Annotated in this window: 16 protein-coding genes, 3 tRNA genes, 1 pseudogene and 1 CRISPR repeat array (1 of these 21 running past the window's edge); of the genes and pseudogenes, 8 read left to right on the top strand and 12 right to left on the bottom strand. The window is 70.1% G+C overall.

The features are described from left to right. Window positions 1–642: direct repeats of the CRISPR family, unit length 29 nt; unit sequence GTCCTCCCCACCAACGTGGGGGTGTTCCG (it extends 1461 nt beyond the left edge of the window). 471 nt (window positions 643–1113) lie between these two features. Beyond that, on the bottom strand, window positions 1114–1278 hold the full coding sequence (locus VT50_RS40495) for a hypothetical protein (RefSeq protein ID WP_240529233.1): 165 nt from the start codon (window positions 1276–1278) through the stop codon (window positions 1114–1116). On the opposite strand from VT50_RS40495, the gene VT50_RS41415 reads away from it, so the two are divergent. The 3 genes and pseudogenes from VT50_RS41415 to VT50_RS20515 all read left to right on the top strand — a co-directional run bounded on the left by VT50_RS41415 (window position 1228) and on the right by VT50_RS20515 (window position 3943). Further along, window positions 1228–1566: a hypothetical protein gene (locus VT50_RS41415; RefSeq protein WP_420822208.1), complete on the top strand. Its 339-nt coding sequence runs from the start codon at window positions 1228–1230 to the stop codon at window positions 1564–1566. The two genes, VT50_RS40495 and VT50_RS41415, sit on opposite strands and share 51 nt — an antisense overlap. Continuing rightward, on the top strand, window positions 1559–2749 hold the full coding sequence (locus VT50_RS20520) for an MAB_1171c family putative transporter (protein ID WP_078840549.1): 1191 nt from the start codon (window positions 1559–1561) through the stop codon (window positions 2747–2749). The genes VT50_RS41415 and VT50_RS20520 overlap by 8 nt, the downstream gene beginning before the upstream one ends. Continuing rightward, window positions 2749–3943, top strand: a pseudogene (locus VT50_RS20515) (cytochrome P450 family protein). Before VT50_RS20520 ends, VT50_RS20515 begins: the two are co-directional and overlap by 1 nt. Here the strand turns inward: VT50_RS20515 and VT50_RS20510 are convergent. Both VT50_RS20510 and VT50_RS20505 read right to left on the bottom strand, forming a co-directional pair. Then, the gene (locus tag VT50_RS20510) at window positions 3930–4913 is read right to left on the bottom strand and encodes a recombinase family protein (RefSeq protein WP_046084388.1); all 984 of its coding nucleotides are present in this window, start codon (window positions 4911–4913) and stop codon (window positions 3930–3932) included. The pseudogene VT50_RS20515 and the gene VT50_RS20510 overlap by 14 nt on opposite strands. 109 nt (window positions 4914–5022) lie before the next feature. Then, a complete protein-coding gene (locus tag VT50_RS20505) occupies window positions 5023–5265 on the bottom strand; it encodes a DNA-binding protein (RefSeq protein ID WP_240529232.1) in 243 nt (80 codons plus the stop codon). A 154-nt stretch (window positions 5266–5419) separates the two neighbouring features. Between VT50_RS20505 and VT50_RS20500 the strand changes: the two genes are divergently transcribed. Beyond that, complete coding sequence (locus VT50_RS20500; RefSeq protein WP_046084389.1) at window positions 5420–7297, top strand: site-specific integrase; 1878 nt, start codon at window positions 5420–5422, stop codon at window positions 7295–7297. Between the two features lie 151 nt (window positions 7298–7448). Here VT50_RS20500 and VT50_RS20495 read toward each other — a convergent pair. The 3 genes from VT50_RS20495 to VT50_RS20485 all read right to left on the bottom strand — a co-directional run bounded on the left by VT50_RS20495 (window position 7449) and on the right by VT50_RS20485 (window position 7847). Further along, window positions 7449–7522: transfer RNA gene (locus VT50_RS20495), tRNA-Ile, on the bottom strand. A 174-nt stretch (window positions 7523–7696) separates the two neighbouring features. Continuing rightward, window positions 7697–7769, bottom strand: a tRNA-Asn gene (locus VT50_RS20490). 5 nt (window positions 7770–7774) lie between these two features. Further along, a tRNA-Asn gene (locus VT50_RS20485) sits at window positions 7775–7847 on the bottom strand. A 246-nt stretch (window positions 7848–8093) separates the two neighbouring features. Here VT50_RS20485 and VT50_RS20480 point away from each other — a divergent pair. Further along, window positions 8094–8363: a hypothetical protein gene (locus VT50_RS20480; RefSeq protein ID WP_046084423.1), complete on the top strand. Its 270-nt coding sequence runs from the start codon at window positions 8094–8096 to the stop codon at window positions 8361–8363. Window positions 8364–8388: 25 nt separating this feature from the next. Further along, the gene (locus VT50_RS20475) at window positions 8389–9942 is read left to right on the top strand and encodes an FGGY family carbohydrate kinase (RefSeq protein WP_046084390.1); all 1554 of its coding nucleotides are present in this window, start codon (window positions 8389–8391) and stop codon (window positions 9940–9942) included. Between the two features lie 18 nt (window positions 9943–9960). Here VT50_RS20475 and VT50_RS20470 read toward each other — a convergent pair whose 3' ends face one another. The 6 genes from VT50_RS20470 to VT50_RS20440 all read right to left on the bottom strand — a co-directional run bounded on the left by VT50_RS20470 (window position 9961) and on the right by VT50_RS20440 (window position 19281). Next, the gene (locus tag VT50_RS20470; RefSeq protein ID WP_046084391.1) at window positions 9961–11238 is read right to left on the bottom strand and encodes an RNA polymerase sigma factor; all 1278 of its coding nucleotides are present in this window, start codon (window positions 11236–11238) and stop codon (window positions 9961–9963) included. A 467-nt stretch (window positions 11239–11705) separates the two neighbouring features. Further along, window positions 11706–13706: a DNA primase gene (gene dnaG / locus VT50_RS20465; RefSeq protein ID WP_046084392.1), complete on the bottom strand. Its 2001-nt coding sequence runs from the start codon at window positions 13704–13706 to the stop codon at window positions 11706–11708. 117 nt (window positions 13707–13823) lie between these two features. Next, window positions 13824–15119: an NAD(P)/FAD-dependent oxidoreductase gene (locus tag VT50_RS20460; protein ID WP_046084393.1), complete on the bottom strand. Its 1296-nt coding sequence runs from the start codon at window positions 15117–15119 to the stop codon at window positions 13824–13826. Window positions 15120–15443: 324 nt separating this feature from the next. Continuing rightward, window positions 15444–16886: a deoxyguanosinetriphosphate triphosphohydrolase gene (locus tag VT50_RS20455; protein WP_240529231.1), complete on the bottom strand. Its 1443-nt coding sequence runs from the start codon at window positions 16884–16886 to the stop codon at window positions 15444–15446. Next, window positions 16883–17752 (bottom strand): sirohydrochlorin chelatase, encoded by an 870-nt coding sequence (locus tag VT50_RS20450; RefSeq protein ID WP_078840551.1) that lies wholly within the window; start codon window positions 17750–17752, stop codon window positions 16883–16885. The genes VT50_RS20455 and VT50_RS20450 overlap by 4 nt, the downstream gene beginning before the upstream one ends. Before the next feature lie 545 nt (window positions 17753–18297). Beyond that, on the bottom strand, window positions 18298–19281 hold the full coding sequence (locus VT50_RS20440) for an adenosine deaminase (protein ID WP_046084427.1): 984 nt from the start codon (window positions 19279–19281) through the stop codon (window positions 18298–18300). A gap of 124 nt (window positions 19282–19405) precedes the next feature. Between VT50_RS20440 and VT50_RS20435 the strand changes: the two genes are divergently transcribed. Both VT50_RS20435 and VT50_RS20430 read left to right on the top strand, forming a co-directional pair. Further along, complete coding sequence (locus VT50_RS20435; protein ID WP_046084428.1) at window positions 19406–19765, top strand: hypothetical protein; 360 nt, start codon at window positions 19406–19408, stop codon at window positions 19763–19765. A gap of 69 nt (window positions 19766–19834) precedes the next feature. Continuing rightward, window positions 19835–20533: a SanA/YdcF family protein gene (locus VT50_RS20430; RefSeq protein ID WP_046084394.1), complete on the top strand. Its 699-nt coding sequence runs from the start codon at window positions 19835–19837 to the stop codon at window positions 20531–20533. Window positions 20534–20891 lie beyond the last annotated feature (358 nt).

The raw sequence follows: 20891 nt of genomic DNA, 5'->3' as shown, positions 1-20891 counted from the left end.
CCTGTCCTCCCCACCAACGTGGGGGTGTTCCGGTGCGCGTACGACAGCCAGAACGCTCCGGCGGGTCCTCCCCACCAACGAGGGGGTGTTCCGCAACTCCCGGCGATCCTCGCGCCGATCCTGGCGTCCTCCCCACCAACGTGGGGGTGTTCCGACACTCACCGCGAAGCAGCGGGAGGCTTTCCGGTCCTCCCCACCAACGTGGGGGTGTTCCGCGACCAGACCATCCAGCGCGAGACGAGGGGGCGTCCTCCCCACCAACGTGGGGGTGTTCCGCAGCTGGCTTTCGACCACGCCGAAATCCTCAGGTCCTCCCCACCAACGTGGGGGTGTTCCGTCGGCCGATCCCGCGTGGAAGTCGGACGCCCCGTCCTCCCCACCAACATGGGGGTGTTCCGTTCTGGTCGTCATGGTCGGCTCCATGCACAGAGTCCTCCCCACCAACGTGGGGGTGTTCCGTTGCTGCCCGGTCGGTACGCCTCGCCCGTGGTGTCCTCCCCACCAACGTGGGGGTGTTCCGCCGGAACCCCCGGGCACGGGTCAGCCTCGCACTTCCTCCCCACCAACATGGGGGTGTTCCGAGTTCACTCTCCCTGATGAACCGGGCCAAGCCGTCCTCCCCACCAACGTGGCGGTGTTCCGCCTGCCCGCGGTGGCGGCTTCGACCTTCCGCCGTCCTCCCCACCAACGTGGGGTGTTCCGAAGTTCGAGAAGTTCTGGGACGACCAGCACGAGTCCTCCCCACCAACGTGGGGGTGTTCCGCCCTCCATGACGGTCTCGGTCTCCTCCGTCTCGTCCTCCCCACCAACGTGGGGGTGTTCCGGAGCGCAAACGCGAATGGGCGGGCACCGTCTAGTCCTCCCCGCCGACGCGGGGGGGGTGCTCCGCCGTGCCAGAACAGAGCACCCATAGTCGCGGGGCCCTCCCCACCAACGTGGGGGTGTTCCACTCGGACGGGATCTGACGCTGACACGGCTACGGTCCTCCCCGCCGACGCGGGGGTGTTCCGCGGGTCCTCATACCGCCTCCTCCCCACCAACTTACAAAGGCGATGCGAAGAGCGGGTACGAGCCATCGGCCTAACCGGTGATCAGCACCTCACCGTTGAGGATCTATGCGCCCGGCTCGGTCGCTTGTACGGCCGTCCGATCCATGTCATTCCCCTCACGCTCCCCCGCGGCAGCCCCGACGGCCTGTTGGTATCTGCCGATGACCGAGACTTCATCGTGGTTGAGGATCGTCTCGCCCCAGTGCATCAGCACCAGGTGATGCTCCATGAGTTGGGGCACTTTATATGCGATCACGAGACTACGCCCGTGATGACCCCTGAAGCCTCCCGGCTTCTCCTGCCCTCGCTCGACCCGGATCTGGTCCGACGCGTACTCGGCCGCGACCATTCAAACTCAGAGGCCGAGCAGGAAGCCGAATACGTCGGGTCGATCATCGGTCGACGTATCAGCACCTGGGCCGTCGAGAGCACGTGGGACATCCCTCCAGAGGCAGAAGAACTGGTGGCACGACTGTCCGCCCTGGAGAAACCCATTCAACGAGACAGAAGTGAATAACTACTTATACCCCTCAGCCGCTGCGATATCGCTGCTCGCCTTCTTCTACAAGCTAAGAGTCCTTCGCACGGACCGGTCCCCCACACAGCTCGCGTTGCTCGGCAACTTCTTCTTCCTGACCATCACATTCACCATCTCCACCCCACCAGTCTGGGTGGAAATCAGTCAGGCAACCAGCATCGTCAACCTGTCGGGACTGCTGTCGCAAAGCACTGTCATCCTGTCAGCTGCCTGCCAGCAACTTGTACTGCTCCACCTGAGCCACGAACGACACATCGCCTGGCGAAAATCGGTGCCGCGCCTCGTATTTCTCGCTCTCACCCTGGTCACCATGGTGACGCTGTTTTGCGCGGCGTCGAGCTTTGGTGAACGCCCTGACGACTTCGCAGTCACCAATGCCCGGTACTATCCCACCTACATGATCGTTTACCTGACGGGTCACACGGTGAATCAGATCGATGTGGGAATTCTTGGCTGGCGCTATGCCAAGGTCGCCCCGACTCCTTGGCTTCGGCGAGGACTTATGTTGATCGCGCTGTCTCTGCCGCTTTCCCTTGCCTACATAGTGTCCCGTTTCGCAGATGTCATCGCTGGTCTGCTTGAGACCACCGGACACAGGTGGGAACCAGCGGCTCAGATCGGTGTCGCACTCTCCACCGTCAGCAAGACCATCGGTTGGACGATCCCGGACTGGGGACGCCACGTTACCAAGATATGGGCATGGATCGACTACCGCCGGGCCTATCGCCAACTCGCTCCCCTGCACGCGAAGGTGACGTCGCACGCACCAGATGTTGTACTCGATCCTGGCGACGTCGATATACGGACCCGGCTGTATCGACTCGTGGTGGAGATCCGAGATGCCCAGTGGAGACTACGCACCTGGATGACGCCCGCTGTCGCTGAAGAAGCCCGACAGCAGGCCGTGGCTGCTGGCCTCCGGGACGAAGACCTTGCCGCGACAGTTGAAGCCGCCCAGCTCGCAGCAGCAATGCAGGCGAAGGACCGAGGAATTCGGCCGGTGGAGTACCCGAATTCTCCACTTGAAGCCGGGCCGCAGGACCTCGCTGCCGAGATCACATTCCAGCGCAAGGTCGCCCGCGCCGTCGACGTCTCACCCACCGTCGCGGCCGTCCTCACCCGTACATCGCACCGCCGCCCGACCACACAGGAGCCCACGTGATGACCCGCGTCCCGGAAGGACACCTCCCTCAGCCCTTCGACGCTGCCTTCCTCGACAACCCCTATCCGAGGTACGCACAGCTTCGCGAGGAAAGCGCCGTACACCGCGTCGCGCTCCCGGACGGCTCACCGATCTGGCTCGTACTCCGAGAAGAGGACGTACGCGCCGGGCTTGCCGATCCGCGCCTGTCAGTGAACAAGCGAGACTCCGGCACCGGGTACAAAGGCTTCTCCCTCCCGCCAGCCCTGGACGCCAACCTCCTCAACACCGATCCCGAAGACCATCAGCGACTGCGTCGCCTGGTGTCGAAGGCGTTCACCGCTCGGCGGGTGAGAGCTTGCGCGGAAGCGTCCAGGCCGCGGCCGACCGTCTCGCGGATGACCTGGCCAGGCAAGGGGGCGGAGACCTCGTCTCGGCCTTCTCACTCCCCCTACCGCTCGTGGTGATCGGCGACCTGCTCGCGGTGCCCGAGGCCGACCGGCGCCGCTTCTCCACATGGGTGAGCAACATGCTCACCCCCGAAAGCCCCCGCCAGATCAAAGAGGCTGTGGAGAACATCCACACCTTCCTCCTGGACCTCGTCGCCGCCCGACGGGCCGCCCTAGGCGACGACATGCTCTCGGCGCTCATCGCCGTGCGAGACGAAGGCGATCAGCTCACGGAAAACGAGCTCGTCTCCCTGGCCTTCTTGCTCCTCATGGCTGGGAGCGAAAACGCCCAGCACCTGATCAGCGCCGGACTGGTCACCCTTCTCCAGCATCCGGAACAGGTCGCAGAGCTACGCACTAAGCCCGGCCTGCTCCCCGAAGCCGTTGAGGAACTGCTGCGATACGCCCACCCCAATCAGATGGCCATCAGGCGCTTCCCCACCGAACCCATAGAGATCGGCGGCACGCAAATCCCCGCGGGGCCACCGTCATGCTCTGCCTGGCCTCCGCCCACAGGGATCCCAAGCGGTACCCCTCACCAGACGAGTTCGACATTCACCGCGAGGACAAGGCCCACCTGGCCCTCGGACAGGGAATGCACTACTGCCTCGGTGCCCCGCTGGCTCGCATGGAGACCCAAATCGCCCTCCATACGTTGCTTCACCGGTTCCCCCGGTTGGATCTCGCCGTTCCTCCTCAGCAGTTGCAGTGGCGTGCCTCGTTCCGCTCACGCGCGCTCAAGGCGGTCCCTCTCACCCTGCGGTGACGGCGGTATCCCGTTGAGAGGGGTTCCACTTCCGCCACGTCAGCGCAACGCGATCCCCGTCTACGGTGCGCGACCCTCGTGCGGCAGCCGGATAGACCGTAATCCGCTCCAGCGTGAGGGTCAGCACACCCTGCTTCGATGCCAGCGGGGCATGCTTCCACCACCGGACCAGGTCCGGTACGTCCCCCACCGGCACGTGCTGAACCTGCTCGAGGAAGCGGGCCTGAACGGCATTCTTCCGGATCTGATGGGTCAACTGCTTGTCAGCCGCTCGGAAGGCGCTCAGGGATAGCTCCGGCGAGCGAGCGTAGCTCTCACCGAGCTCGTTCTGCCGCGCCTTGTCAGCCTTCACCTGGGCACGAAGCTCGGATGCCTCTGCCAGGATCTCGTCACGCGCCTGCCCGATCAGGGCACTGACCTCCGGCTTGGCCAGCTCAGCCAGTACATGCTCAGCGACGTAGGTCTCGAACAGATCAGCATTGATGCGGACCTTGCCGCAGCCGCCCGGGTGTTGCGGCCTGTTTGGGAGACAGCGATACCCCCGGCTCCCACTATTCGCGGGGGATGAGCCGACCACGCCGCCGCACAGGCCGCAATCGGCAAGTTCGCCCGGCATCAGGTACTCACGCTGTTCAGCCCGACGATGGGTCGGATCGTTCTTCGGCCGCAGGGCCCGGATGGCCTTGAACACCTTGGGCGGGATGATTCGCGGTCCCCCTGAATCCACGAGGTTGCCGTCCGCGTCCTCAACCAACCCGGCGGTCGCTGGGTGGTCGAGGACATTCGCCAAGACAGACGGCCGCCAGAGACCTCCTCGGGTTGTCCGATAGCCCTCAGCGTTCATCCACTCGGTGATCGCCTCAAGGGTCTGCTTCTGGTAGCGACGGCTAGCGGCCTGCCGCAAGGGCGCGGCCTCGCTCTCGCGCACCCTCTCGTGCGCCATGTCGTCGAACCCATATAGCCGAGGCATGCCCTGGACTCCTTGACCTAGCCGACCCCCTTACCACACCAAGCTTACCGAAGATAGGTCACACTGTTGCAAAGCAACAACACACCTCAAATCTGCGCCTCACCCGTGCTCAGCCTGGTACGTCCACGCCAAGGATCTTCCACAGCTCTGTCGTCGGCACACGAATCGTGCCACCGAGCGGGAGCGTCCGAACCGGGAACCGTCCTGACCGGATCAGTTCATACGCCTTGTCGCGGCCGATCCCGAAGGCCCGTCCAGCAGTTGTCACGTTCACCGTGGCTGGAAGAGCCAACAGCTCCTCCAGCCCCATCGCTCCGCACGGAGCCTGTTCGCCTGCCTCCTGAGCAGCCATGTCGTTGGTCGCATCCTCCCCCGCGCCAACTTGCGCACGACTTTACAGCAGTGTCCGACAGCCCCAGCAAGATGAAGAAGGATCACACCGGACGCGTACGGATACGTACGCACAAGCAAAGCCGACTGCGGGACAGTCGGCAGCAGGGGGTCAGATGTACTCGCCGAACTTCTACCGGCGATGCCAGTGCACGGGTCCGCTCATCGACAAGAAGGGCAACCCCGTACTGAACGACGACGGCACACCGAAGATCGGTGACATCGGGCTGACGTGCCCCAAGCTCGGACGCAAGGGCCACGGAACGCGGTACTTCGCCCTGGAACTGGAGCGCGGGGAGAACGGCAAACGCCGCCGCCCCAAGCGCGGCGGCTTCCCCACCAGGGAGAAAGCCGAAGAGGCGGCCGAGAAGCTCTACGAAGAAGTCGTCAGAGGCACCGACGTCCTGTCCACCGAGACGATGGCCGACTATCTGCGGCGCTGGATCAACAGCAAGAAGGCGCTCGCCCGCACCACCCGGCACGGGTACCAGGAGCACATCGACCTCTACCTCATCCCGCACCTGGGCCACATCAAGCGCCGAGACCTGAGGGTTCGCCATCTCGACGCCATGTACAACGCTGTCGAGCACGAGAACGCAGAGCGAATACTCCAACGCCTGCGTGTCGAGGAACTGACAAAGACCCGTGACGCCGCGCACCAAGCCTGGGTTCGCGCCGCGGGAAAGAAGGAGGAACGCCGCCGCATGCGGCGTGCCTACCTCGAGGCTAACGCCGCCCTACGTGAGGGCCGCTGGGGCCTGCGCAAGGTCACGTCCGCCGCGACTATGCACCGCATTAACGACACCCTCAGCTCCGCCATCACCTGGGGAATGAAGCGCGAGGAGGCGTTCAGCAGAAACTGGGCCCGGCTCGTAGAGCTGCCGGCCGTCACCCGGCCCAAGCCGCTCGTCTGGACGCCCGAACGGGTCGATCACTGGAGTCGGACCGGCGAGAAGCCTGGTCCCGTCATGGTCTGGACACCCGAGCAAACCGGCGCCTTCCTCGACTTCGTCCGGGACGACTGGCTGTACGACCTGTGGCACACCTTCATCTTCCTCGGCCCCCGGCGCGGCGAAATGTGCGCTCTGCCAGTGCAGGAAGTCAACCTCGCCGCTCTCTGGCTACGCATCTCCGCCCAGATCGTTGAAGTGGCCTACCGGCTGTACGGTGAAGCGCCCAAAGCCGAGAGCGTCCGTACTCTGAACCTGAGCGATGAATCGACCGAAGTACTGGGGCAGGGGCGAGCCAGGCGGGAAAAAGCGCGCGAGGAGTGGTCTTCTGCGGAAGCCTGGGTCGCATCGGACCGGTTCTTCACTCACGAGAATGGCGAAGGACTCCACCCGGACTGGGTGAGCCGCCGCTTCAAGCGCCTGGTGGAGCTATCCGGCCTACCTCCCGTGCGCCTTCATGACCTCCGGCACATCTCTGCCAGCCTGTCGTTGCTTCAGGGAAACGACATCAAGGTCGTCCAGGAGCGGCTGGGACACAGCTCGCGTCAGATCACCTCTGACACCTACACCAGCGTCCTTCCCGAGCTCGCACGACGCGAGACCCAGTCCATGACGTCCGTGATTCCACGCAGCGTGCCCTACGACGTGCTGAGGCAGGTCGAACTTCCGCAGAAGCTCTTCGAAGACGGCATGATCGTCGTCCACGCCGACGCCGTCCGGGCCCGAGATGGCGCCTGGACGATCAGCGTGAAGGCCCGGCACGACGGCCGCCCCCTCGGAAGGATCAAGACATCTGCCGCCAGCCAGGAGAGGGCGGCCCAAGCCGCGATCCAGTGGGTGCGCGACCGTTGCAAGGAGGTCAGCCTGAAAATCCTTTCGGCGGCCAGGGTCAGCGGGCATCTTCCAGAGTCGGGGAAGCGCCTGCATCGTCTCGCCCGTTTCGTGATCGACAGCGGGGAGGAGCCAGGACTGGCCGGGTGGACCCCAGTTCCCGTCTCTCCGAGTGCTCTTGGGGTCAGCGAACAAGATCAAGGGGCTGCGTAGGCCGTTCGCGGCCAAACCAGCGCCCTCCGGGCCCCTGTATGGTCCCTGGATCTTGGTCTTAACGGATGAACGGGAGTCCCCGCGTCGGCGCGGCGGCTCCCGTTCTTATGTCGTCGCAGGCCAGGATGGGTCTGCCCGCGTAGTGTCCCGGTGGGGCGGGTGGGACTCGAACCCACGGCCGACGGATTATGAGTCCGCTGCTCTAACCGGCTGAGCTACCGCCCCGTAACGGCGCGTCGTACACACCCGTGCGCGCCGTCTGCCGCAGCATAGCTGCTCATACGATCTGCTGCTTCGGAGGACCGATGCCGGGAGGCCCCCTGGCTGCGATCATGACGTAGATCACGTCCGGAGGGGGCCGGAAATGAAAAAGGACCCCTTGAGGGGTCCTCCTCCCTGCTCCCCCGACTGGACTCGAACCAGTAACCCTCCGGTTAACAGCCGAATGCTCTGCCAATTGAGCTACAGGGGACCGAGCTCCCCCGACTGGACTCGAACCAGTAACCTGCCGGTTAACAGCCGGCTGCTCTGCCAATTGAGCTACAGGGGATTGCTCCGGGTGCCACGACCGTGGCCCTCCCGGATCTCCCGGGCGGCGTGCGGTCGCTGCGACACATACATTAGCGCAAGCAGGGGGGTGCTCCGCCAATCGGTTCGCCGCCTCCGCTCCCGGGCGAACCTCCACCGTTCCAGGGATGATCTTCTGGATGACCGTGGGTGATCTGCGGCGCGGGCGGGTAGACGTGCGGCACGACTCCGGGGTCCAGATGTGAAGGACAGCGAGAAGGGCAGGTCGATGCGCTACCGGCTGACGTTCATCACCGGGATGGCTGTGGGTTACGTACTGGGCACGCGAGCCGGCCGCGAGCGGTACGAGCAGTTGCGCGCGGGTGCGCAGAAGCTCGCACGGAACCCGGCCGTCCGCAATACCGCCGAATCGGCCGCGCAGGGCGGTCGGCATGCCGCCGTACGGGCGCTGGACAAGGTCCGGCCGCTGCGCGAGAAGCTCGGGCAGCGCGACGCCCGCGCGGTGGGCGAGGACGACTGGGGCACCAGCAACACCTAGACCCGGCGGTGGCATCATCTGATCCATGGGGATAGTCGCCGGGTTGGACAGTTCGTCCGAGAGCACACGAATCGTCGTCTGCGACACCGATACGGGTGCCGTGATCAAACAGGGGTACGCCCCCCACCCGGCCGGCGGCAGCGGCGATGTGGACCCGCAGGCGTGGCTGATGTCCCTCGGCGAGGCCGCCGAGGGCGGGCTGCTCGAGGGGGTCCAGGCCATCGGCGTCTCGGCGCAGCAGCACGGGCTGCTGCCGCTGGACGCGGGCGGGGTGCTGGTGCGCCCCGCGCTGGTGGGCAACGACAAGCGCGCCCAGTCCGCGGCGGCCGACCTCACCGAGGCGCTCGGCGGCCGCACCGCGTGGGCCCAGGCGGTCGGCTCCGTGCCGACCGCCTCGCAGCCGGTGGCCAAACTGCGCTGGCTGACGCGGAACGAGCCGGACGCCGCGCACCGGGTGGCCGAGCTGATGCAGCCGCACGACTGGCTGGTGTGGCAGCTGCTGGGGCGGCCGGTGCGGCGTACGACCGACCGCGGTACGGCCTCCGGCAGCGGTTACTGGTCGGCGGCGAGCGGATCCTGGCGCCCCGATCTGGTCCAGCTGGCCCTCGGTCACCAGGTGCGGCTGCCGGAGGTCATCGGCCCGGCCGACGCCGCCGGGCACACCCCGGAGGGACTGCTGATCTCCGCCGGTACGGGCGAGACCATGGCGGCCGCCTTCGGGCTCGGGGTCGGGACCGGCGACGCGGTGATCTCGCTGGGCGCCTCCGGCTCGGTCTTCTCCGTCCACCATGAGGCGCTGGCCGATCCGACCGGCACGATCCTCTCGTACGCGGACGCCACCGGCATGCATCTGCCGGTGGTCCATACGCTCAACGCGGTACGGGCGCTGCGCGGTACGGCGGAATTGCTCGGTACGGATCTCGAGGGGCTGTCCGCGCTCGCGACGAAGTCCACCCCCGGGTCGTACGGGCTGGTGCTGCTGCCGTATCTGGAGGGTGAGCGGACCCCCCACCTGCCGCATACGGCCGGGACGCTGACCGGGCTGCGGCGCGAGTCGATGAAGCCCGAGCATCTGGCGCGGGCCGCGTTCGAGGGGATGCTGTGCGGGCTCGCGGACGCGCTGGACGTGCTGCGCGGGCGCGGCGTCCAGGTGCGGCGCGTCTTCCTGCTCGGGCCCGCGGCCGATCTGCAGGCCGTCCGCGCCATCGCGCCCGCGGTGCTGGGGGCGCAGGTCGTGGTGGTCGAGCCCGCCGACTACGCCGCGCTGGGCGCGGCCCGGCAGGCCGCGTGGGCGCTGGGCGTCTCGCACGGCACCCACTCACCGCATGAGCCGCCGCGCTGGCCGGCCGCGGTGGGCCAGGTCTTCGAGCCGGGCGAGGACCTGCCGGTGGGGCAGTCGGTGCGGCAGCAGTACATGGCGGTGCGCGAGCAGATCCACCCCGGGGCGTTCGAGTCCGGCTCCGGCGATCAGGAAGCCGCGGATCATGGCCATGGGGCGGCTGGTGAGTACGAGGCCGGTGGGTACGAGGGGGGCGGGTACGAGGGTGGGTATGAGGCCGGTGGGTACGACGGGCCGTGAGGCCCGGCCTCGGGGGCGCTAGTCCAGATAGCCCCGCAGCTGATCGGCGAAGGCGTGATCGCGGAGCTTGTTGAGCGTCTTCGACTCGATCTGACGGATCCGCTCCCGCGTCACCCCGAAGATCCGGCCGATCTCCTCCAGCGTGCGGGGGCGGCCGTCGGCCAGTCCGTACCGCAGCTGCACCACCTTGCGTTCCCGCTCGCCGAGCGTCGACAGCACGGCCTCCAGGTGCTCGCGGAGCAGCAGGAACGCCGCGGACTCCACGGGTGAGGCCGCGTCGCCGTCCTCGATGAGGTCGCCGAGGGCGACATCGTCCTCCTCGCCCACCGGCGCGTGCAGCGACACCGGCTCCTGGGCCAGCCGCAGCACCTCGCTCACCCGCTCAGGGAGCAGGTCGAGATGGGCGGCGACCTCCTCGGGGGTGGGTTCGTAGCCGCGCTCCTGGAGCATCCGGCGCTGGACCCTGACCACCCGGTTGATCAGCTCGACGACATGCACCGGGACCCGGATCGTCCGGGCCTGGTCGGCCAGGGCGCGGGACATGGCCTGGCGGATCCACCAGGTGGCGTACGTCGAGAACTTGTAGCCGCGGGCGTAGTCGAACTTCTCGACCGCCCGGATCAGCCCGAGATTGCCCTCCTGGACCAGGTCGAGCATGGTCAGGCCGCGGCCGACGTAGCGCTTGGCGACGGAGACGACGAGCCGGAGGTTGGCCTCGATCAGCCGCCGCTTGGCCATCCGGCCCAGGACCACCAACCGGTCCAGGTCCAGCGCGAGTTGGGTGTCGAGGTCGGGGGTGCTGCCCAGCTTCTCCTCGGCGAAGAGGCCCGCCTCGACCCGGCGGGCCAGCTCGACCTCCTCGACCGCGGAGAGCAGCGGGATCCGCCCGATCTCGCGGAGGTACTGACGGAAGAGGTCGGCGGAGGGGCCGCTGGTGTCGGCGCGGGCGGCGGGCGGCTCGATCGGTTCGACGGCCTCCACGGGCTCCATGGACTCGACCGGGTCGACGGGCTCGACGGGATCCGCGGGCTCGACGGGATCCGCGGCCTCGGGCCCGGGCTCGGCGGGTTCCGCTTCGGGGGTGGCGCCGTCGGGCGCGGGGACCGGGGCGGTGCCGGGGGCAAGGTCGGCCATGGGGCCCGGTACGGCCTCCTGGCCGGTATCCGGTACGCCTTCCGGGGCGAGCTCCGCCGCCGAGTCCTCGGGCATGGCTGGCGCTACCGCTGCCGCGCGGGGCGAGTGGGGGGACAGGGGATGCGCCGCGAGGGCCGCGTCGCTGAGGGTCTGGGTCTGCACGGGGGCGACCTCCAGGGTGATCGCTGCTGAGGGGGCAGAACGATCGGGTACGGCACGGCGGCCGCGCCGCCGTCCGTCCCGTACATCTTGAGCGACTCTGCGGGAGATTCCGGCCCTACCCGGCCAACACCGCCGCGCTCCGAGGACTCAGGCACCGCATCCAGTGTGGAGTACGACACAGGCCCGCCACGAGGGGCGTGCGGGCACTTTTTGCTCAGCGGCCCGTGACCGTACGACTACCCGGCGGCTACAGCGCCTCGCCGGGCACGCCCGGCGAGGCACGAACGTGCTGGCCGGAACCCATCCCGGGCCCCTCGCCACCCCGCCCGCACCCGCCGTCCCGCCCACCACGAGCCGCCCCGGCCGCCCCGACTGACCCTGCCGCCCCGGCCAGCCCCTGCCGTCCCGACCGCCCCGATCGACTCCGCCGTCCCGGCGGGGACCCTGCCGCCTGGGCGTCGCTCGTCCTACAGTGCCTCGGCGCCGCGGTCGCGGAGGGACTGGCCGTACTGCTGCAGCACCCATAGTTCGTTCTGCACGGCGGCCAGGTGGTCGGGATCAGCGTGCTGCCCCAGGCGCTGGAGGGCGCCCCGCACCTCGGTCACGCGGTGGTTGACCGCGGCCAGCCGGACGGCCACCAACTGGACTCCCGCGTACACCTCGTCCGGGTCGCGGCGGGTGTGCGGCGGTTCGACGGCGAGCTCGGTGACCATCGCCCGGACCGTGTCGTCGGGCGCCGCCTCCCGGACCCGGGCGAGATAGTCATCGTCCGCGGCGGTCGCGCCGCCCGCGTCCTCGATGGCGCGGCGCACCGCCGCGTACGGCGGGGCGGTGAACTCGTCGATGCCGTAGGCGTCGAAGGCCGGGGAGACCAGATGGGGGTGTTGCAGCGCCAGCTTGAGCAGCTCGCGCTCGACGCGGTGGGCGGGGCTGCGCAGATTCAGGGCAGGGCCGCGCGGCACCGGGGGCACGCCCGCGGCGCCAGGGCCCCCGTTAGGACCTCCGTTCGGGCCGCCATTCGGGCCTACGGGCCCGCCGGGGCCCCCGCCGCGCTGGTCGCCCCGGCCGCCGTAGCGAGCTCCACCCGGGCCGCCGCGGCCCCCGTGCTCCGGGCCGCCCGGGCCGCCGTTCTGCCTGCTGCGGGCCAGCCCGCGCACCCGGCGGATGATCGACTGCTCCTCGGCCTGGGTGGCGATGCCGACCATCCCGATCAGCCGGATCGCATAGCGGTCCCGCAGCCCGGGGTTCTTGATCGCCGCGACGACCGGCACCGCCTCGTCAACCGCGGCGATACGGCCCTCCTCGGTGTCCAGGTTGTAGCGGGAGACGATCGACTTCAGCGCGAACGCGAACAGCGGTGTACGGCTCTCGACCAGGTCCGCCACGGCCTCGTCGCCGCGGGCCAGGCGGAGTTCACACGGGTCCATCCCGTCGGGCGTGATCGCGATGGAGGTCTCCGCGGCGAACCGCTGGTCGTCCTCGAACGCGCGCAGGGCCGCCTTCTGCCCGGCCGCGTCGCCGTCGAAGGTGAAGACCACCTCCGCGCCCGAGTTGTCCATCAGCAGCCGCCGGAGAATCTTGATGTGGTCGCCGCCGAAGGAGGTACCGCAGGTGGCGATGGCGGTGGTGACGCCCGCGAGATGGCAGGCCATGACGTCCGTATAGCCCTCCACGACCACCGCCCGGCTGGACTTGGCGATGTCCTTCTTGGCGAGGTCGATCCCGTAGAGGACCTGGGACTTCCGGTAGAGCGGGGTCTCGGGCGTGTTGAGGTACTTCGGGCCGTTGTCGTCCTCGCGGAGCTTCCGGGCGCCGAAGCCGACGACCTCACCGGCGATGTCCCGGATCGGCCACATCAACCGGCCCCGGAAGCGGTCGATGGGGCCGCGGCGGCCCTCCTGGGCGAGCCCGGAGACGATCAGCTCCTTGTCGGTGAAGCCACGGCCGCGCAGGAAGCGGACGAGGTGGTCCCAGCCCGCCGGGCTGTAGCCCACACCGAAGTGCTGCGCCGCGGCCTGGTCGAAGCCGCGCTGGGCGAGGAAGGTACGGCCGATCTCCGCCTCGGGGGAGTCCAACTGCTCCACGTAGAACTGCGCGGCCACCTTGTGGGCCTCGACCAGCCGGGTGCGCTCGCCCTGCTGGCGGCCGGGGGTGTAGCCCCCCTCCTCGTAGCGCAGGGTGATCCCGGACTGGGAGGCCAGCCGCTCGATGGTCTCGGCGAAGGAGAGGTGGTCGATCTTCATGATGAAGTCGACCGTGTCGCCGCCCTCCTGGCAGCCGAAGCAGTAGTAGAGCCCCTTGCTGGGGCTGACCTGGAAGGACGGGGACTTCTCGTCGTGGAAGGGGCACAGGCCCTTGAGATTGCCACCCCCCGCGTTCCGCAGCTGGAGGTATTCGGATACGACGGCGTCGATCGGGACCGCTGCCCGTACCGCCTTCACGTCGTCATCGTTGATCCTGCCTGCCACGCCCGAATTCTACGGCCGGGGTCCGACACGGCCGTCCGCCGCCTGCCGGACCCCGGCGTTCCGCAGGGCCTGAGGGCCTGAGGGCCTGAGGGCTTACGGGCCCACAGGCTCACGGGCTTACGGAAGGAGCGAGGTGAGCGGGACGCTCGGGTCGGCCAGGGCCGCAGGGTCGAGCCGCTGCCCCCCGCGGATGAGCCGTTGGATCGTTTCGGTGACGTCCCAGACGTTGACGTTCATCCCCGCGAGCAGGCGGCCGTCGTTCAGCCAGAAGGCGATGAACTGCCGCTTGCCGACGTCGCCGCGCACCAGCACCTGGTCGTAACTGCCGGGCGGGGCGTAGCCGGAGTACTCCAGGCCGACGTCGTACTGGTCGGAGAAGAAGTACGGCACCCTGTCGTACGCGACGTCCTGGCCGAGCATGGCGCGGGCCGCCGCCGGGCCGCCGTTCAGCGCGTTGGCCCAGTGCTCGACGCGCAGCCGGGCGCTCGGCGGGAGCGCGGCCCGTACCGGGGTGCCCTCGAGGAACGCCAGCGGGGCGGAGGCCGCGTCGCCCGCCGCGAAGATGTCCGGATCGCTGGTGCGCAACGAGGCGTCGACCGCGATGCCGCCGCCCGCCGCGCGGTCCACCACCTCGAGGCCCGCGGCCTCGGCGAGGGCGGTGCGCGGGGCGGCGCCGATGGCGGCCAGCACGCTGTGGGCGGGGTGCTCCTCGCCGTCGTCGGTGAGGGCGGCCAGCACCATGCCGTCCTGGCCGGTGATCTCGGTAAGGCGGGCGCCGAAGTGGAAGCGGACGCCGTGCTCGCCGTGGAGGTCGGCGAAGAGGGCGCCCAGCTCGGGGCCGAGCACGGGGTGGAGCGGGGTGGGCTCGGGCTCGACGACGGTCACCTCGGCGCCGTAGCCACGGGCGGCGGCCGCGACCTCGAGACCGATCCAGCCCGCGCCCGCGATGACCAGCTGGCCGTTGTCCCGGCCGAGGGTGGTGAGGACGCCCTTGAGCCGCTCGGCGTGGGCGAGCCGGCGCAGGTGGTGGACCCCGGCCAGCCCGGTGCCGGGGATGTCGAGGCGGCGCGGCTCGGCACCGGTGGCCAGCAGCAGCCGGTCGTAGTGGACCCGGGTGCCGTCGCCCAGGGTCACGGCCTTGGCGGTGCGGTCCAGGTGGACGGCGGGCTGGCCGAGGTGGAGCTCGATATCGGACCGGGCGTACCAGGCGGGCTCGTGGACGAAGACGCTGTCGCGCTCCTGGCTGCCGGTGAGGAAGCCCTTGGAGAGCGGGGGGCGTTCGTAAGGGTGGTCGCGCTCGTCACAGATGAGGATCACCCGCCCGGTGAATCCCTCCGCTCGAAGGGTTTCCGCGGCTTTCGCCCCGGCCAGTCCTCCTCCGACGATGACGAATGTCTGGTGTGCGTCGACCACTTGTGTCCTCCTCGCTGCCGAACGGTGCCGAGCAGTGTTCCTCTATGAGTGCCATACCCCGGTCGGGTCAGGTCGTGCGTGAAGAAAGCCGTCCTGAGACCGTCCAAGCGCTGTGCCGCGGAAATGTGCCGGGAAGATGTGCCGAGAAGATGTGTCACAGGGGAGCCTCCCGCACTGTGCGTGCGTCCGGAAGGGCCGGTAGGCCGTATGTGTGCGCGGAAGCCATATCCGGTGGGCGGCATGTCCGGTGAGCGCCGAATCCGGTGAACGCCACATCCGGTGGACGCCGAATCCGGCGGGTGGCTTACGGCTTCGCCCCCGGCTTCAACCGGTGAGCCGGGCGTGCAGCCCCCGGGCCGAGGTGTCGGTCAGGGAGGCGATCTGGTCGACGATCGCCCGCAGCCGGCCCCGGTCGTCCCCGGCCGCGTCGAAGAGCGCACGGAACTGGGGGTCCAGGCCCTCGGGGGCGCGGGCGATCAGGGCCTCGCCCAGCTCGGCGATGACCACGCGCTGATCGGCCCGGACCAGCTCCTGGTCGGCGCGCTGGATCACATACCGGTCGGCGACCGCCTTAAGGACCGCACACTCCAGGTGGGTGGCGCGGGGCACGACCAGCTCGGCGTGGTAGCGGGTGAAGCGGCCCGTGCCGTACGCCGCGCGGGTGGCACCCTCGGCGGCCAGGCAGAAGCGGCCGATGAGCTGGCTGGTGGCGTCCTTGAGGCGGGCCTGGGCGACGGACGAGCCGTCGTAGCCGTGCGGCCACCACTCCTGGCCCAGCAGCCGGTCCAGCGCCTCGGCCAGCTCATCGGGCTCGGCCCCCAGGGCGTAGCGGTCGGCGGCGACGGCGAAGACCTCGCGGCGCTCTGACTCGGCGAGCAGGCTCGCGGGGTTCAGATGCCCCGCGTGCAGCCCGTCCTCGACATCGTGGACGGAGTAGGCGACATCGTCAGACCAGTCCATGACCTGGGCCTCGAACGTCGTACGGCCCTCGGGGGCGCCCTTGCGGACCCACTCGAAGACCGGCATGTCGTCCTCGTAGACCCCGAACTTCGGGGAGCGGGGGCCGTGCGGATGGCCGCCGCGCGGCCAGGGGTACTTGGTGGCGGCGTCCAGCGCGGCACGGGTGAGGTTGAGCCCGACGCTCACCGGCTCGCCGGTCCGCGGATCGGGCACGAACCGCTTCGGCTCCAGCCGGGCCAGCAGCCGCAGCGACTGCGCGTTCCCCTCGAAGCCGCCGCAGGGCTCGGCGATCCCGTTGAGCACCCGCTCGCCGTTGTGCCCGAAGGGCGGGTGGCCGAGGTCGTGGGCGAGACAGGCCATCTCCACCAGATCCGGGTCACAGCCGAGGGCGGCCCCCAGCTCACGGCCCACCTGGGCGCACTCCAGGGAGTGGGTCAGCCGGGTGCGGGGCGTGGCGTCGAAGGCCGGGGCGCGCCCGGCCGGTCCGGGATCGGCCGCCGGTGTGGCGGGCACCACCTGGGTCTTTCCGGCCAGTCTGCGCAGCGCGGCGGAGTGCAGCACCCGCGCACGGTCCCGCTGGAAGGCGGTCCGGCCCGGCCGCTTGTCGGGCTCGGGCGCCCAGCGCTCGAGGTCCGCCGTGGAGTAGCCGGGAACGCGGCGGGTGTCGGCCTCGGCTACGCCGGTCGAGGGGACACCGGCCGAGGAGACACCGGCCGAGGAGACACCGGCCGAGGGGACACCGGCCGAGGAGACACCGGTCGAGGCGGCCGAATCCGGTTCGGGTTCAGGGGGTGCGCTGGGGCTCATACACCGACGGTAGCCGCCGGGTGTGACAAGGACGCAGAGGCCAGCGCCTGTTCGTAACGGCGCACTACGAGACGCGCCACCGCAGGATGGGCGCCGAGCGGGGCACCCGCGAGGCCAGGGGCGGCGCTCGCGCACTGGGCCGCGAAGCGGCCGGGCGCGGTGAAATAGGAGGCGACCGCGATCCGGTGGTGGCCGCGCGCGGCCAGGGCGCGTACGGCCTCGGGCACGGTGGGTCCTGAGCCGGAGGCGTAGCCGGGCAGTACGGGCACCCCGCCGAGCCGGGCGCTGAGGAGGGCGGCGGTACGGGCCGTGTCGACGGCCGCGTCCGGGTCGCGGGAGCCCGCGGCGGCGAGGACGACGCCGTCCGTCCGGTGCGGAGCGGCGACGCGTCGGCCTGCCCCTGCCGCCTGGTGGCCCGCCTGCGCCCCGCGGTCTGCCTGCGCCCGGCGGTCTGCCTCGGTCAGCCGGGCGTGCAGGGCCTCGGCGAGCAGCGGGTCCGGGCCGAGCGGGGCGGCGGTCCGGGCGGTGAGGTGGGGTGCGGCGGCGACGGCGTCCGGGATGTCCCGTTTGATGTGGTGGCCGCGGCTCAGGAGCAGCGGGACGAGGACCACCTCACCGCGCAACGCGGCCAGGGTGTCGGTCAGCAGCGGCCGGTTGAGCTCGATATGGCCGAGTCGTACGGGCAGCCAGGGGCGGAGCGCCCGGACGCGGTCCAGGAGGGCGTTCACGGTTCGCAGCGCCTCGGGGTCCCGGCTGCCGTGGGCGACGGCGACGAGCGTCGGCGGGCGCTCGCGGCGGCCCGGCCGGACACTGTGGTGGCCCAGCCGGTCGAGCTGGGCGGTGAGCTGGGCGGTGAACCGGGTCATGATCTGCTGGGCGCTGTCGAAGTCCGCCGTGCCGTCGGGGCTGTGAGGACCGGATGGACCGGGAGGAGTGAGAGAACTGAGAGGACCGGGAAGACCGCAGAGGCCGGGAGGACCGAGAGAGCCGGGAGGACCGGGAGGACCGGGAGGACCGGGAGGACCGGGAGGACCGGGAGGACCGGGAGAGCCGGATGGGCCGGATGGGCCGGATGGGCCGGATGGGCCGGGAGGCGCGAGGCGGGGCGTCATGACGAGAGCCTGGCAGCGGCAGATTGCCCCGCCATTGCCCCGCCGTCACAGCTGATTGCGTCGACTTCACCGGCCGTCCGGCGCCGTGCTGAGGTCCGCTTCCCGCGGACGTCACGCGAGGCGACGCGGGCTGTAACACGGGTGGAGCAGGCTCCTTCGTGTCAGCGGTAAGGGCCGCACCGCGCCCGCCGTGTTCTCCTCCCGGGTGTGTCCGACCGAGCCACTGGTCCAATGCCCTGACACCGGTCGGCTCGAACCGGCCGCCCGGGAGGGCCGGGGCTGACCGCTGCCGGTCGGCGTCAGCTCCAGCTCTCGACCTCGTTCAGGTACGCCGCCCGCGTCTCCTCGTCCAGGAAGGCGGCCTGGAAGGAGTTCCGGGCCAGGGCGCGCAGGGTGGCCTCGTCGAGGCCGAGCGCGTCCCGTACGGCGGTGTAGTTGTCGCCCACGTAGCCGCCGAAGTAGGCGGGGTCGTCGGAGTTGACCGTCACCAGCAGACCGGCGTCCAGCATCGCGGGCAGCGGATGGTCCTCGAGGCGGTCCACGACGCGCAGCCGGACGTTCGACAGGGGGCAGACGGTCAGCGGGGTGCGGTCCGCGACCAGCCGGGCCACCAGCGCCTCGTCCTCCAGGCTCCGCACCCCGTGGTCGACGCGGTCCACGCCGAGGACGTCGAGCGCCTCCCACACATACGCGGGCGGCCCCTCCTCCCCCGCGTGTGCGACGCACTTCAGCCCGGCCTGCCGCGCCAGCGCGTACACCTCGCGGAATGTCGACGGCGGGTTCCCGGCCTCCGCCGAGTCCAGCCCGACGGCGGCGATCCGGTGCAGGTGGGGGCGGGCCGCCTCGAAGGTGGCCAGGGCCGACTCGGCGCTCTCGTCGCGCAGGAAGCACATGATCAGGCGGGTGGTGATGCCGTACGCGCGCGGCGCGGCGTCCAGCGCGCGGCCGATCCCGCGGATCACCGTGTCGATCTCCACGCCGCGCGCGGTGTGCGCCTGCGGGTCGAAGGAGATCTCCGCATGCCGTACGCCCTGTTCACGGGCGCGGGCCAGATAGGCGTTGGTGAGGTCGGCGAAGTCGTCCTCGGTGCGCAGCACGGTCATCAGCGCGTAGTAGAGGTCCAGGAAGTCCTGGAGGTCACCGAAGGAGTACGCGGCCCGCAGCTCCTCCTGGGTGGCGAACGGCAGCTCGACCCCATTGCGCCCGGCGAGCGCGAAGGCCAGACCGGGCTCCAGGGTGCCCTCGATGTGGAGATGGAGCTCTGCGGTGGGAATCGGGGGCACGGCGGGGATCACCTGCTGGTTTTGCGCTGATGGGGAGGTCACCCACCCTATCCGGGCGGCGGAGCCACCCGGAGCGATAGGCTCGGCGCCGTCGGCAGTGCACCCCGGGACACAGGAGGCCACCGTGAGCAGTCAGCCGATCGAGGCCAGCGCTCCTCTGATCCCCATGCCCTCGCTGACTCCGGACGCGCTTCGGGCGGCAGTCGCCCAGATCATTCCGAGCCGCCTCCCGGAGCTGAACGAACATCTGGCGAGCGCGGCAACCAGTGCCCAGCGCATCAGCAGCGTGGGGCCGCTGCGAGCCTTCACCGCCCATTGGGGAACCGTCGTCAACATCGAACGCTGGCCACAGCGTGCCGCTCGCTTCCACGCCTGTGAGGAGCTGGCCGCCGATCCGCTGGCCGACCCGGAAGCGGCTCGCGCGGCGGCGAGCGAGGTCGGCCGCATCCTCCGAACCGCGGGTGAGGAGATCGGTGCGGGGTGAGGCAACCGCCGTCCCCCTCTCTGGCGTCACACAGCGCGAGCTGGTCGGTGAGGCGAGGAGGGGGAGCGCATGCTGGGGTGGGTACGGGGGCGGCTGCCGAGGACTCGGCGGGGGTGGCGGCGGCTGGTGCGGGGAAGCGTCCTGGTGTGCGTCCTGGCCCTGCTCCCCGCGACCTGGCTGCGGCTGAGCACGGACGACCGGATCCGTACGGTCGCCGATGTGCCCTCGGCACCGGTCGGGGTGGTCTTCGGGGCCGGGCTGTGGAACGGCGAGCCGTCGCCGTATCTGGCGCACCGGCTGGACGCCGCCGTACGGCTCTACAAGGACGGCAGGATCCGTGCGCTGCTGGTCACGGGGGACAACAGCCGCCGTGACTACGACGAGCCGGACGCGATGCGCGCGTATCTCGTCAAGCGCGGGGTCCCGGACCGGCGGATCGTGAGCGACTTCGCGGGGTTCGACACCTGGGACTCATGCAGCCGGGCCCGGCGGGTCTTCGGGGTGCACAAGGCGGTGCTGGTGAGCCAGGGGTTCCATGTCCGCCGGGCGCTGGCGCTGTGCGGGGCGGCGGGGATCGACGCGTACGGGGTCGCGGTCGACGAGCCGCACGATGTGACCTGGTACTTCGGTGGCACGCGGGAGGTCGTGGCGGCGGCGAAGGCCGCGCTGGACGCGGCGTTCGAGCCGGATCCGCACTTCCTGGGGCCGCGGGAGCGGGGGATCGAGGAGGCGCTGGCGGAGCGAGGGGTGGGGGCGGGGTCGCGTTGAGTGTTGCGGGGGGGCGTGACGCCTGCGGCGGGCTGTTCCCCTCCCCGCCCCTTCCCACAACTGGGGCTCCGCCCCAGACCCCGGGATCCGGTGGCTGGGGCCCGGGCTCCGGAACCCGGGGTCCCGGGGTCGGGGTCCGGAGTCGGGGTCGGGGTCCCAGGGCCCGGGGCCGGAGCCTCTGGCGCGCGGCGGACGCCCCTAGCCCATGCCCGGGTCCTCGATCGCCGCCGCCCGCCGGTCGAAGGTCACTGGTCGCCGGTCACCGGTCACTGATCGCCGGGCCCTCGGTCACTGGTCGCCGCGCGCCGGTCCTCGATCGCCAGTCACCACCCACCGCCCACCGGTCGCCAGTCGCCGG

The sequence above is a fragment of the Streptomyces antioxidans genome (assembly GCF_000968685.2).
Lineage (GTDB): Bacteria > Actinomycetota > Actinomycetes > Streptomycetales > Streptomycetaceae > Streptomyces > Streptomyces antioxidans.
The sequence above is the reverse complement of the archived record's forward strand: the minus strand, read 5'-3'. Positions and strand labels throughout refer to the sequence as shown.

Excerpts from the sequence above, each read along its gene's own strand:
- VT50_RS40495 (WP_240529233.1), bottom strand. The coding sequence starts at position 1,278 with ATGGAGCATCACCTGGTGCTGATGCACTGGGGCGAGACGATCCTCAAC.
- VT50_RS20510 (WP_046084388.1), bottom strand. The coding sequence starts at position 4,913 with ATGCCTCGGCTATATGGGTTCGACGACATGGCGCACGAGAGGGTGCGC.
- VT50_RS20505 (WP_240529232.1), bottom strand. The coding sequence starts at position 5,265 with ATGGCTGCTCAGGAGGCAGGCGAACAGGCTCCGTGCGGAGCGATGGGG.
- VT50_RS20500 (WP_046084389.1), top strand. The coding sequence starts at position 5,420 with ATGTACTCGCCGAACTTCTACCGGCGATGCCAGTGCACGGGTCCGCTC.
- VT50_RS20480 (WP_046084423.1), top strand. The coding sequence starts at position 8,094 with ATGCGCTACCGGCTGACGTTCATCACCGGGATGGCTGTGGGTTACGTA.
- VT50_RS20475 (WP_046084390.1), top strand. The coding sequence starts at position 8,389 with ATGGGGATAGTCGCCGGGTTGGACAGTTCGTCCGAGAGCACACGAATC.
- VT50_RS20455 (WP_240529231.1), bottom strand. The coding sequence starts at position 16,886 with ATGAGCCCCAGCGCACCCCCTGAACCCGAACCGGATTCGGCCGCCTCG.
- VT50_RS20450 (WP_078840551.1), bottom strand. The coding sequence starts at position 17,752 with ATGACCCGGTTCACCGCCCAGCTCACCGCCCAGCTCGACCGGCTGGGC.
- VT50_RS20430 (WP_046084394.1), top strand. The coding sequence starts at position 19,835 with ATGCTGGGGTGGGTACGGGGGCGGCTGCCGAGGACTCGGCGGGGGTGG.